Below are 12,157 nucleotides of genomic sequence, written 5' to 3' on the forward strand. Positions count from 1 at the left end.
ATGATCGGAATCGATAGAAACACCGGGGCGGCGGTCGACGACTGGCCGCAGTTTGTGCAGCGCGCAACCCGAGCGCTGACCACGCCGTTGGGCACCCGGCAGAAGCGTCCTTTGTATGGCTCGCTGATCCCGGATCTGCTGGGCCGCAACCTCGGCGACGACGTGCTGATGCTTGCCCAGAGTCATGCGGCGCAGGCGTTTTACAACGAACAGAACGGCATCAGTGATTTCCAGCCGCAGGTCATTGTCGCCGGCCGCCAGGGTGCCGGGCTGGTCCTGCGATTCGCCGGCACCTGGCAAAACCGCAATCAGACTTTCGAGGTGGTGACATGAGCATGTTGATACCCGGCCAGAACCAGTTGGCCGAACCGTCGATCGTCACCGTCGAAGCGTTTGAGGATTTGCTCGCCGAGTTCAAGACGTTTGTCGTCGAGTACGTCGGCGCCCGGTCTCCCGGGACTGCGGCGAAGCTCAAGGCCAGTCTTGAAAACGAAAGCGAGTTGCTGACCCTGGCGCTTGAGGCGTTTTGTGTGCGTTTGCAAATCCACGAGCGCAAGTACAACGCCCGAATCAAGCAGATGCTGGCCTGGTGGGCGACCGGCAGCAACCTCGATGCCCGTCTTGCGGACATGGGCCTTGAGCGGCAATTGTTGGACCCCGGCGACCCGGCGGCATTCCCGCCGATTGCGCCGGTGTTCGAGAGCGACGACGACGCCCGGTTGCGTTACTACCTGGCGCCGCACGCCCCGGCCGCCGGTTCACGCATGCAGTATCGCCGCGAGGTATTCACCCTCGGCGAGCGTCCTGTGGTGAAGGTGGACACCCATGCACCGGGCGAGGTGACGGTCACGTACACCTTCGATCCGGACGGTTACGCGGCGCAGGTCAAGGACGGCAACGGACGTCGCACCGCGCCCGGTGAGGTGATGGTCACGGTGCTGGCACGAGAGGGTGATGGCGCCGCGTCCGAAGAACTGCTCGACGGTGTGCGCCGGCACTTCGCCCGGCCTGACGTCCGACCGGAAACGGATCGGGTCACGGTGCAAAGCGCTCATATCAAAAACTACAAAATCCGCGTCGTCGCCCGAATCAACGCCGGCCCTGATTCAGGGCTGACCCGGGTTGCCGCGCAGCAACAACTGCACGCCTATGCCCAGAGCTGCCATCGACTGGAGGGGCGGGTCGACCCGAGCTGGATCGACTACACGCTGCATAACGCCGGCGCGGTGCAACTCGAGATTCTCGAACCGGTCGAGCCGATTGTGACGACGGCGTTTGAAGCGCCTTACTGCACCGGTGTCGAGGTCGAGGTGCTCACGCTATGAGTGACCAGACACCGCGCCCGAGCCTGTTGCCAGCCAACAGCTCACCCTTGGAAAAAGCCCTTGATCTCGGCTTTGGTGCGTTGCTTGACCGCATCACGCCGCCGTTCCCCGAACTGATGAACCCGACCTCGACGCCTCTGGCATTTCTGCCTTATCTCGCGGCGGATCGCGGTGTCAGCGAATGGAGCGCCGAGGCTGCCGAGGCGGAAAAGCGTTTAACCGTTGAACTGGCCTGGCCCACCGCGCGGCAGGCCGGGACCCGCCAGGCCCTGGAAAACGCCGCGAAAGGATTGCGGTTGATGCCTGAAGTGCGGGCCTGGTACGAGCAGACACCGCCGGGCGCGCCTTACAGCTTTTCCGTCAGGGCGTTCACCGAGCAACCCTACAGCGAAGCAATCGACGCACGTCTCGACCGACGTCTGGCGGACGCCAAAAGCGAACGCGATCTGTTGTCGGTGTCCGTCGGGTTGAGCGCGTTCGGCAGCCACGTCATCGGCGCGGCGACGCTGTGCGGCGAGCTGACCACGGTGTATCCGATTGTCATTGAAGGGCTCGAAGCCTCGGGGCAGGCCTTTATGGCCGCCGGGCTATACGCCGTTGAAACATCCACTATTTATCCTCAGGGGGCCTGAATGGCTGACTATTACACCCTGCTCACGAATGCAGGGATTGCCTACGAAACCGCCTGCAAGGCGGCGGGCGTGCCGATCAAGCTGTCACAGATTTCCGTCGGTGACGGCGGCGGCGCGGTCTACAACCCGGCGGCGACCGCCACTGCGCTCAAGCGTGAAGTGTGGCGCGGGCCACTGAATGCGCTGTTCCAGGACGAGAAGAATCCGAGCTGGCTGCTCGCTGAAGTGACCATTCCGCCAGAAGAGGGCGGTTGGTATGTACGCGAGGCCGGGCTCTGGACCGACACCGGCATCCTCTACGCCATCGTCAAATACCCGGAGTCGTTCAAGCCGGTGCTGGCGACGTCGGGTTCGGGCAAAGAGTTTTACATTCGCTCGATTTTCGAGACCAGCAATGCCTCGAACGTCACGCTGCTGATCGACGACACCGTGGTCAAGGCGACGCGGGCGTGGGTAATGGGGTATCTCGCCGATGAGTTGGCCAAGCTGGATGGCAAGCAGTCGGTGCGTGTGGCGGCTACCGGAAACATCGTATTAAGTGGTGCGCAGCAGATTGATGGTGTCGCGGTGGTGGCGGGTCAGCGGGTGCTGGTGGCGGGCCAAACGGCGGCGAAGGATAACGGCATTTACGTTGCTGCCAATGGTGACTGGGTGCGTTCGGTTGACTCGAACACCAGCGCCAAGGTGACGCCGGGCCTGAACGTGATGGTCGAGGAGGGCACGGCGAATGGTGATTCGCTTTGGCACTTGGTGACGAATGGTCCGATCTCGTTGGGGACTACGGCGCTGAGCTTTGAAATGCTCGCGGGGAGGACGGGGATTCAGGCGGGGACTTACAAGAGTCTGACGGTCGACAAGTATGGTCGCGCCACGGCGGGTGCCAATCCGGAAACGTTGGCCGGATTTGGGATCAAGGACACGTATACCAAGCCGGAAATCGAGGCGTTGATTGCGCAGGCTTCGGCGTTGCCGGTGGGCACGATGGTGGCCTTTCCAAAGGCCGCCGTACCACCGGGATTCCTTGAAATAGATGGCAGTGTGCAGAGCATCGCAATTTACCCGGATTTGTTCGCGTATCTGGGCACTGCTTTCAATACGGGCGGCGAAGGGGCTGGCAACTTCCGTTTGCCTGAGTCGCGTGGTGAGTTTCTGCGCGGTTGGGACCATGGTCGCGGGGTGGATGCAGGGCGTGCGGTGTGTACCTATCAGGCTGACGAATTAAAGAGTCACAAGCATAGTCTGGCCGCAAACGTCGTCACGGAGACTGGCAGTGGTTATGCGGGGGGGATAGCTCAGGACGGTAACCAGTACATCTCTGAAACACAGCAGACTGGCGGCACAGAAACCCGGCCGCGCAACTTGGCGGTGATGTGGTGCATCAAAGCCTGGAACGCGCCGATCAATCAGGGGCAGATCGATATCGCGGCACTAACCATTCTGTCGGCGCAGGCCACGGAAAACAATCAAGGTACGGCCAAGGTCGCAACTGATGCGCAGATGCTCGACAGCGCAAACGATCAGGTGATCGCCACGCCGAAAAAATTCCGCAAAGGCTTTGCAATAAGCCTGCAAGCTAACGGCTACATTGCTTTTCCGACGTGGCTTGGAGGTCTGATTCTTCAATGGATGACAAGCACCCACAGCGGCGAAAGCATCGCCGCGAATATGCCAGTTGCCTTCCCAGCAGCGTGTCTATTTGCGGCGGTGAATATGCAAAGTGATAACGGCGCAGCGGTTGTTATGACAAAGACGAAAACGAGCCTTAACGGAAGTTCCACTCTCTCGGGAACGAACACAACAGGCTCTCACACTTACAACTGGCTAACCCTTGGGTATTGAGGTGGTGTAGATGAAGCGCTTTTACAGCAGTGAAACCGGTTGCACTTATCTTGAGAGTATTCACTCCCTCATTCCGACTGATGCTGTCTTTATCTCCGAAGAACGCTACACGTCAGTAATTGCCAATCCGACTCTAGGCAAGGTTCGTAGTCATGACGCTGACGGTCTGCCTATTCTGATCGATCCGCCCGCCCCTAATTTCGCCGAGCAGGAGAGGTGGTGGCGAGACAGCGAGCTGTCATCGGTGGTCTGGCTTCGTGATCGTCATCGCGATCAACTTGGTCTTGGCACTGAATCCACCCTAACGCCTGAGCTGTTCACCGAGCTGTTGACGTACATGCAGGCCCTGCGCGACTGGCCTCAATCACCGGACTTCCCCGACAGCCAACACCGGCCGACGGCGTCGGACTGGATCGCCGAACAAACCCAATAAACGCCCCGCACCGCCGGGGCGTTTTCTTTTCCGCAATACAACACCCACACAACACCCGACAGCCCCTTCCCCAAGGGGTTTTTTCGTTCAAGGAGAAACAGAAATGGCAGAACGCCAAACGTACACCGTGCTCCTCCCATTCCCTACCGGGGGTGGTCACTGGTCGAGCATCGGCCAGGAACTGCACCTGCTCGATGTGGAGGCCAACGCGTTGCGCAGCGCTGGTCGTCTGGAGCTGAAAAAAACCGAGGCTCCCGAGTCGGCCTCTACATCCACCCCGGCCAAAAAGGCCGCTGCCAAGAAGGCTGAATAACCATGGCTGAGGTTTTGAACTTCGAGCACAACGGCATTACCGTCAATGCCACTGAATCCCCCGAGGCCATGGGTGGCCTGGGCGACAACGTCATCGGTCTGATCGGCACTGCGCCGAAGGCTGATCCGTTGATTCCACGCAATGCGCCGTTCCGCATCAACAGCTTCACCACCCAGGCGCTGCTCGATCCGACCGGCACCGAGGCGGGCACGCTGTATCACGCCGTTTTACAGATCCTGAAAGTGGTCAAGGTGCCGGTCTACGTGGTCATCGTCGAAGAGGGCGCGACCCCGGCCGACACGCTGAACAATGTCATCGGCGGCATCGATCCGCTGACCGGTCGCAAGCTTGGTCTCGCGGCATTGGGCAGCGTGCCTGAAGACCTGACCATCATCGGCGCGCCGGGCTTCACCAGCACCAAAGCCGTGGCCGGTGAGTTCGCGTCTTTCGGCAAGCGCATCAAGGCCCGTGTGGTGCTCGACGGCAAGGACGCCGCGGTCGCCGATCAAGTGACCTACAGCCAGGAACTGGGCGGCGCAGAACTGGGTTTCGACCGCTGCCTGCTGGTGCACAACATGCCGTCGGTGTACTCCAAGGCAGCCAAGAAAAATGTGTTCCTGTCGCCATCGAGCCTGGCCATCGCGGCCCTGGCCAAGGTCAAACAATGGGAGAGCCCGGGCAATCAGGTGACCTTTGCCGAGGACGTGTCGCGGGTCGTGGAATACAACATCCTCGACACCTCCACCGAGGGCGATCTGCTCAACCGCTACGGCATCAGCTACTACGCCCGCACCATTCTCGGCGGCTTCTCGCTGCTGGGTAACCGCTCGATCACCGGCAAGTTCATCAGCTACGTCGGCCTCGAAGATGCGATCAGCCGCAAGCTGGTCAAGGCCGGTCAGAAGGCTATGGCCAAGAACCTGACCAAGTCGTTCATGGACCAGGAGGTCAAGCGCATCAACGACTGGCTGCAAACCCTGGTCGCCGACGAAACCATCCCCGGCGGCAGCGTGTACCTGCACCCGGAATTGAACAGCGTCGAGAAGTACAAGAACGGCACCTGGTACGTGGTCATCGACTACGGCCGCTACGCGCCGAACGAACACATGGTTTATCAACTCAATGCCCGCGATGAAATCATCGAGCAGTTCCTGGAGGACGTTCTCTAATGTTTACCAACCGCGTAAGACAGGCCATCGCGGCCACCCTGCAAGGCCTGCCGTTGTCGGCGACGGTGGAAGAGTTCACCCCGCCGAAGATCGAGTTCGAGATGGAGAGCATGACCGGCGGGCGCTTCATCGGCGAGGAAATGGCCAAGAGCGGCAAAGCCCTCACCGCCACGCTCAAGCTGCAAGGAGTGGGCGCAGAAATCATGCTCGCCCTGGGTGTGAAACTGGGCGACGACATTTTGCTGAACGTCCGTGAGGCCGGTCAGGATCAGGATGGCAACACCTGGTTCACCTACCACACCGTCGGCGGCAAGTTGAAGTCCCTGGCCGAGACGGCGCTCAAAATGAATGACAAACCGACCACCACGCTTGAACTCTCCTGCCGCACCTACAACCGTCTGGAAAACGGCATCCCGGTGATCGACATCGACGTGCGCACGCAGAAGTTCGTGCTCAACGGTGTCGACATTCTCGGCGACGCCCGTCGTGCGGTGCTGATCCCTTAACCCCGCAACCCCCGTCCGGCAAACGCAAAGCCTGTGGGAGCGAGCTTGCTCGCGATGGGGCCGGCACATTCAACACTGATGCTGACAGACACGCCGCCATCGCGAGCAAGCTCGCTCCCACAAGGGCCTTTACTGCCCAGAAATCTGCATCCATCAACCAGCATTGCTCAACGCCTTCTCATGATTCATCAAGGAATTCATTTCATGTCCTGGACACCTCCTGTTCACGTCTTGTTGTCGCCGATCACGGCCGACGATCAGTCGGTGATCGAGCAGATTCAGCTCAAACCGTTGTACTACGCCGCGCAGAAAGAGGCCCTGGCCCGTGCCGGCGATGATGAGGACGATCAGTTCTTCGAACTGGCGCTGCTGGCCACCGGGTTGTCGGCCAAGGCGCTCGATCAACTCAAACGCCCGGACTACGTGAGCATCGCGCAGTACGTGCATGACATGTCGACCTTGCCGTCGTCGCATTTCCTTGAGCAAGCGGACGAGGGTCAACAACCGTCCGCCGATCCCGACGACGTGAGCTTGCTGCAACCGCTCGCCGTGGCGGGTCGCACCCTGACCACGCTGAAGCTGGAAATGCCGGTGCTGCGCGCGACCAAAGCGATGAAAAAACTCAAGACGCCCAAGGAACGCGCCGAGTTCATCACCGCCCATTGCACCGGCCTGATGATTCCCGATCTGGCCCTGCTGACCGTGCCCGACTGGACACAGCTTCAGGTACGCATCGACGATTTTTTAAACAAACCGGCGGCCTTCTTTCGGAGCGCGACATCGAAGTAATCCTCGATGTGGTGCCGCTCATTTATCCGGTAAGTGAAGCGGACATTCTGGAATGGGACGTCGGCAAGGCATTGCGCCGCTACGACATTGCGATCACTCGCCTTGGCGTAAAACAGGAGTAGAGCGGGATGGCGGACGATAGATATTCGCTCAAAAACACAGCCATCAATGATGACTGGCTGACATTCCGAGAGGTGGGCCTGACCACGGCCCTGTCATCGCTGGTTATGGAAGAGAGCGCTCAAGGACTGACGCCCGGCTTCAGTCAGGTGTTGGCTGCGGTGAGTCTCAAACTCAGCCTGCTGACCACGGCTCTGGAGTCGTTGAACCTGACGTTTTCCTCGCAGCGTTCGCTGTCGCCGGCAACCGGTTCCAGCGCGAAGACAGCGCTGGCCAGTCGGCAAAATAACGCGAGCGAGGCGGGCGGCAGTATTGAGCCGCCAGCGCTGCTCAAGTCGGGGAGCGTGAAGAACTCTGGCGAGGCTGATCAATTACCCGAGCGTCAGCGCGAGTCGATGATGCCGTCAAACCAGAGACTGGCCAGTGTTCCGTTGATGGCTGACGCAGTCACCGCGCCGGCGGTTAAAGCCACGGTTTTGGCGGATACAAAGTGGCGCGTACCTCTGAAACTCGACAGTCCTGAGGTTGTTGATCAGCCGCAGGTCATCAAGTGTCCGGGGAAAATAACTGGCGAGCAGCAGTCGAGCATCGACCGCACGCACGACAATCGTTTATCCACGGGCACCGGCAATGCCCAACCGCCGGCCGCAGAAAGCCCGCCTGCCTCCAGTGGTCTGAAGGGGCTGGCTGAAACCGCGTTAGCGCAAATCATGCCGTTGATCGCGGGACTGGGTAAGGTTGTGTTCGATGAGATGACCAATCAGATGGCCAAGCGGGTTTTGGGGGTGGCGTCTGCCCGGCTTCCGAAACAGTTCGGTGAAGTGTTTTCGGAAGACTTCAGAGATAAGACTCGGGCGAACAAGCCGGACACAGGCAAGGGCTCGACAGTGCGTGTGAGTGCACGAGGCTCGCGCGGTACTCCGCGCCTGGTGGCGATGGCGGCCTCGATGCGCTCGCTGACCCGCCGCGCTCCCGGGCCGCTGAAAGCGGTCGGTGCGGCGGTGGACGTCGTCGGAGGCGTGCTTACCGGCAATCGTCGTAAGGTCGGTACAGGCCTGGGCGCAGCAGGTGGCGGCTGGGCGGGTGCTACGGCCGGCTCTGCGCTGGGGGCGACGTTGGGCAGTGTTGTTCCGGTGATCGGTACGGCCATTGGCGGCGTTGTGGGTGGCCTGATTGGTGGCTGGTTGGGCAGTGAGTCGGGTGCAGTGCTTGGCGAAAAACTCGCCGCCCCTGCAACCGACCGACTTGCTTCACCAGAACAGGTCAGCAACGAACTGACCAGCGCACCAACGCAGACACAGCAGATCAATTACGCACCGTCGATCCAGGTCACCTGCACCGGTGGGGAGAGCTCCGAGCACATCCGGACGATCGTGGCGCAGCAGCTGCAAACGCAGTTCCACGGCGAGTTTGTTCCACTGATGACCACCAACGCCCTCGCCACTCGACGTGGCGCGGCCCTGACCGATGGAGGCAGGTAATGCGCCAGCAAATGATCCTGGGCAGTTTCATTTTCGGCTTGTCCCGCAACTTCGCCTACCACAGCATCGTGCACACCTCGGACGGTGGCTGGGTGGAACTGGACATTGTGACCGGCAAGCCGAAATCCAGTCAGACCGGGCAAAAGGCCCAGACGCTGAAAATTACGGGGACGTCGATGTACGGGGTAGCCATGGACCGGCTCAATGAACTGCGCACGCTACAGGAACTGCGCAGGCCGGTGCCGTTGGTGGATGGCATCGGACGCAACTGGGGGCTGTGGCGAATCAACACGGTGACGGAGACCCAGAGCGTGATCATCGATGACGGCACGGCGATGGTCGTCAATTGGGCAGTCGACATATCGGAGTTCATCCATGCGTAGAGTTAGAAGTGTCGCCGGTGATTCGGTGAACCTGTTGCTGTACCGCGAACTGGGGCGCAGTGACGATGCGGTCGAGGAGGCGCTGTGGCGGCTCAACCCCACCCTGGCGGAACGGGGGCCGGTATTGCCCGCGGACGTGTGGGTGGTACTGCCGGAAATTGACTCACAACCCGTGGTGACCACGCCGGTTACCGCGTGGGATTAAGGAGGTTTCATGGCATTGGGTTTCACGCCAGCAGTACAGATTTATGGGGCCAATGAGGTCTTGATCAACAAGCGCTTGATCAGTTGGGAATACATTGATGCCGCCGGTATCGAGTCCGATCAATTGACCCTGACGCTCGATCTGGAAGGGCTCGAAGGGCTGCCGATCCTGGGCGGCAAGGTTGGCCTGCTGGTCGGTTACGTGGAGTCGGGGTTGGTGGACAAGGGCCAGTTCATGGTGTCGCGCCTGACGCCGACGCTGTTCCCGCTACGCTTGACGCTGGTGGCTACCGCCGCACCGTTCAGTGCCGCGGACAAGACCGGGTTCCTGCAGCGTCGATCAGCCAGTCATGGCCCGACCACCCTGGGCGCGCTGTTTCGCGAGATAGCTCTCCGACACGGCTTTTCGCCCCGCGTGGCGCCCCAACTGGCACTGAAAAAAATCGATCACATCGATCAGTCCAACGAAAGCGACATGGCGTTTCTGACACGCCTTGCCCTCAGGTATCAGGCCATCGCCAAACCGATGAATGAGCTGTATGTGCTGGCACTCCCCGGTCAGGTCAACTCGTTGTCGGGCAAGGTGTTGCCGCAGGTGAAACTGTCGGTGACCACTGACAATCGACCAGGCGATCGCGCCTTCATCTCCGCCACGCTCGATGACACTGCGCGGGCGAAAAACCAGGGCTGCAAGACCAGTTGGTGGGACGCGGCGGCCGGGGTGGTGCGGGTGATCGAAACCGGAAGCGCGCCGTTCAAGGTCATAGGCCGGCTCTGCCAGAATGAACAAGAGGCCAGGGACGTCGGCGAGGGTGAAGTGCGCAAATTGCTGCGTGAAAAACTCAAGGTGAAAATCGCCTGCCCAGGCAATCCGGCCTTGTCCGCCGAGAGCGTCTTGCTGCTGGATCCCTCCTGGCCGGATTTCATGCGTGGTTACTGGTCAATCGACAAGGTCACCGCCAGCGGTGATAAATTTCAAAGCTATCGCTGCGTGATCGATGCGACCTGCCTGGACGCCACGCAATAACGCAATAGAACGCACTGGCGCCGGTCTGGCGGATCGATGGCGTACGGAACATCACTCATGCTGCTTACTGTCCTGCAACTACAGCAAATATTCCCAAACGCCCGCAGCCAAGCGGGCGTTTTCATTTCTGCGCTCAACGCCGCCATGGAGGGCCATGACATCAACACGCCCAAACGCAGCGCTGCTTTCCTTGCGCAAGTCGGTCACGAATCCGGGCAGTTGCACTATGTGCGCGAACTCGGCGGTGATCAGTATTTGAACAAATACGACACCGGCACGCTGGCCGTTCGATTGGGTAATACCCCCGCGCTTGACGGCGACGGGCAAACATACCGGGGACGTGGGCTCATTCAGATCACGGGTCGTCAGAACTACCGACAATGTAGCCTGGGATTGTTCGGCGACGAGCGTCTGCTGAGGTTGCCGGAACTGTTGGAGCAACCGCAGTGGGCCGCCGAATCCGCCGCGTGGTTCTGGGCGCAAAACGGCCTCAACGAACTGGCCGACCGCAGCCAGTTCAACAGCATTACCCGGCGGATCAACGGTGGCCTGAACGGGTTGCAGGATCGTTTGCAACTTTGGGCACGGGCGAGGGCGGTGTTATGCCAGCCTTCGGTTTGATGTCCGCGTCCTGGCGAGTCATTGGCGCTGTTGTGTTACTGGCTATGTTGGCCGGCAGTTCGGCGGCGCTGGCCTGGCGATTTCAGGAGGGGCGTTACGGGCGGCAATTGGCGGAGCAAGCCAGGGCGCAGGCCGAGACCTTGAATCAACTGACAGTGGCGGCCGCCACTCGACAGCAGGCCGAGCAGGATAAACGGCTGGCGCTGGAGCAACGGCTATCGGCCAGTGAACACACCCATTACCGAGCGCTGAGCGATGCCCAACGTGATCAAGGTCGCTTGCGCGATCGTCTTGCCACTGCTGATGTGCGCCTGTCAGTCCTCCTCGATGCCCATGACGCTGCCTCAGCCTGCGCAATGCCAACCGCCGCCAGCGCCGGCAGCGTGGATCATGGCGCCGCACGAGCCCGACTTGACCCGGCGCATGCTCAACGAATTATCGCCATCACCGACGCAGGCGACCGTGCACTGATTGCGTTGCAGGCCTGTCAGGCCTACATCAGAGCGCTCGGTCGCTAACATTTTGATCGATCCTGTAACTTGCAAGCGTGATCCGCTCGTGTACGGTAGTTCCCATTCCGCCCGCTCAGGAGATGACCGTGAAAGAAATCACCCAACTGGCCGCTGAACTGGGCAGACGCCTACAGGTTCTCAATGCTCACGTGACGGCAGCCGAGTCCTGTACCGGCGGCGGCATTTGCGAGGCGATCACCCGGATTCCGGGGAGTTCGGCGTGGTTCGAAGCCGGTTATGTGACGTACTCCAACCGTCAGAAGACCGAGCAATTGAATGTCCCTGTCGAGTTGTTCGCGACGGTGGGGGCGGTCAGTCGCGAAGTGGTCGAGGCCATGGTCCGCGGCGCGCAGGAAAAAAGCCGGGCGTCTTTCGCTGTAGCGGTCAGCGGCGTTGCCGGCCCGGATGGTGGTTCACCGAACAAGCCGGTCGGCACGGTCTGGCTGGCCTGGGGCGTGGGTGAGCGGGTGTTCAGCGAAGTGCAGCACTTCCCTGGTAACCGCGATGAGGTCCGCCGACAAACGGTGAAGGCCGCGCTAGAGGGGCTGCTGCGCCATGCCGCTGGAGAAATCTCAAATCAGGGGTAGGCGATCCTGAATCGCTGTGGAATAATACTGGCTACTTATACAGGTGTTGGCCGTCAGGCCTTATTGATTACGTGAGGACTTTAATGGACGACAACAAGAAGAAAGCCTTGGCTGCGGCCCTGGGTCAGATCGAACGTCAATTCGGCAAGGGTGCCGTAATGCGTATGGGCGATCAGGACCGTCAGGCGATCCCGGCTATTTCCACTGGCTCTCTGG

At 60.5% G+C, this 12,157-nt stretch carries 16 protein-coding genes and 1 pseudogene; all 17 read left to right on the forward strand.

What is annotated here, in order from left to right:
- A complete protein-coding gene (locus Q7W83_RS05970; RefSeq protein ID WP_150638877.1) occupies positions 1–333 on the forward strand; it encodes a phage baseplate protein in 333 nt (110 codons plus the stop codon).
- Positions 330–1,325: a baseplate J/gp47 family protein gene (locus Q7W83_RS05975; protein WP_473655782.1), complete on the forward strand. Its 996-nt coding sequence runs from the start codon at positions 330–332 to the stop codon at positions 1,323–1,325. Before Q7W83_RS05970 ends, Q7W83_RS05975 begins: the two co-directional genes overlap by 4 nt.
- Positions 1,322–1,957: a phage tail protein I gene (locus tag Q7W83_RS05980; protein WP_473655783.1), complete on the forward strand. Its 636-nt coding sequence runs from the start codon at positions 1,322–1,324 to the stop codon at positions 1,955–1,957. Before Q7W83_RS05975 ends, Q7W83_RS05980 begins: the two co-directional genes overlap by 4 nt.
- Entirely contained in the window at positions 1,958–3,796 is a 1,839-nt protein-coding gene (locus tag Q7W83_RS05985) for a phage tail-collar fiber domain-containing protein (protein WP_473655784.1), read from the forward strand.
- Between the two features lie 10 nt (positions 3,797–3,806).
- Complete coding sequence (locus Q7W83_RS05990) at positions 3,807–4,229, forward strand: phage tail assembly chaperone (protein ID WP_473655785.1); 423 nt, start codon at positions 3,807–3,809, stop codon at positions 4,227–4,229.
- A gap of 103 nt (positions 4,230–4,332) precedes the next feature.
- Complete coding sequence (locus tag Q7W83_RS05995; RefSeq protein ID WP_458377817.1) at positions 4,333–4,542, forward strand: hypothetical protein; 210 nt, start codon at positions 4,333–4,335, stop codon at positions 4,540–4,542.
- A gap of 2 nt (positions 4,543–4,544) precedes the next feature.
- Positions 4,545–5,711 carry a phage tail sheath protein gene (locus Q7W83_RS06000; protein WP_473655786.1) on the forward strand — a complete coding sequence of 389 codons (1,167 nt, stop codon included), beginning with the start codon at positions 4,545–4,547 and terminating at the stop codon, positions 5,709–5,711.
- Positions 5,711–6,217: a phage major tail tube protein gene (locus tag Q7W83_RS06005; RefSeq protein WP_150630780.1), complete on the forward strand. Its 507-nt coding sequence runs from the start codon at positions 5,711–5,713 to the stop codon at positions 6,215–6,217. Before Q7W83_RS06000 ends, Q7W83_RS06005 begins: the two co-directional genes overlap by 1 nt.
- Before the next feature lie 204 nt (positions 6,218–6,421).
- A complete protein-coding gene (locus tag Q7W83_RS06010) occupies positions 6,422–7,006 on the forward strand; it encodes a phage tail assembly protein (RefSeq protein WP_150630779.1) in 585 nt (194 codons plus the stop codon).
- Between the two features lie 128 nt (positions 7,007–7,134).
- Positions 7,135–8,607, forward strand: a complete 1,473-nt coding sequence (locus Q7W83_RS06015) for a hypothetical protein (protein ID WP_473655787.1) — start codon at positions 7,135–7,137, stop codon at positions 8,605–8,607.
- Positions 8,607–8,990 (forward strand): phage tail protein, encoded by a 384-nt coding sequence (locus Q7W83_RS06020; RefSeq protein ID WP_473655788.1) that lies wholly within the window; start codon positions 8,607–8,609, stop codon positions 8,988–8,990. The genes Q7W83_RS06015 and Q7W83_RS06020 overlap by 1 nt, the downstream gene beginning before the upstream one ends.
- Complete coding sequence (locus Q7W83_RS06025; RefSeq protein ID WP_150630776.1) at positions 8,983–9,195, forward strand: tail protein X; 213 nt, start codon at positions 8,983–8,985, stop codon at positions 9,193–9,195. Before Q7W83_RS06020 ends, Q7W83_RS06025 begins: the two co-directional genes overlap by 8 nt.
- 9 nt (positions 9,196–9,204) lie before the next feature.
- A complete protein-coding gene (locus tag Q7W83_RS06030) occupies positions 9,205–10,221 on the forward strand; it encodes a phage late control D family protein (protein WP_150630775.1) in 1,017 nt (338 codons plus the stop codon).
- Positions 10,222–10,278: 57 nt separating this feature from the next.
- Positions 10,279–10,842 (forward strand): glycoside hydrolase family 19 protein, encoded by a 564-nt coding sequence (locus Q7W83_RS06035; protein WP_473655789.1) that lies wholly within the window; start codon positions 10,279–10,281, stop codon positions 10,840–10,842.
- A complete protein-coding gene (locus tag Q7W83_RS06040) occupies positions 10,824–11,360 on the forward strand; it encodes a lysis system i-spanin subunit Rz (protein ID WP_473655790.1) in 537 nt (178 codons plus the stop codon). The genes Q7W83_RS06035 and Q7W83_RS06040 overlap by 19 nt, the downstream gene beginning before the upstream one ends.
- A gap of 80 nt (positions 11,361–11,440) precedes the next feature.
- Positions 11,441–11,941, forward strand: a complete 501-nt coding sequence (locus tag Q7W83_RS06045) for a CinA family protein (RefSeq protein WP_150630772.1) — start codon at positions 11,441–11,443, stop codon at positions 11,939–11,941.
- An 83-nt stretch (positions 11,942–12,024) separates the two neighbouring features.
- A pseudogene (locus tag Q7W83_RS06050) lies at positions 12,025–12,157 on the forward strand (recombinase RecA); the annotation flags it as partial.

This window comes from Pseudomonas sp. 300, assembly GCF_055803035.1.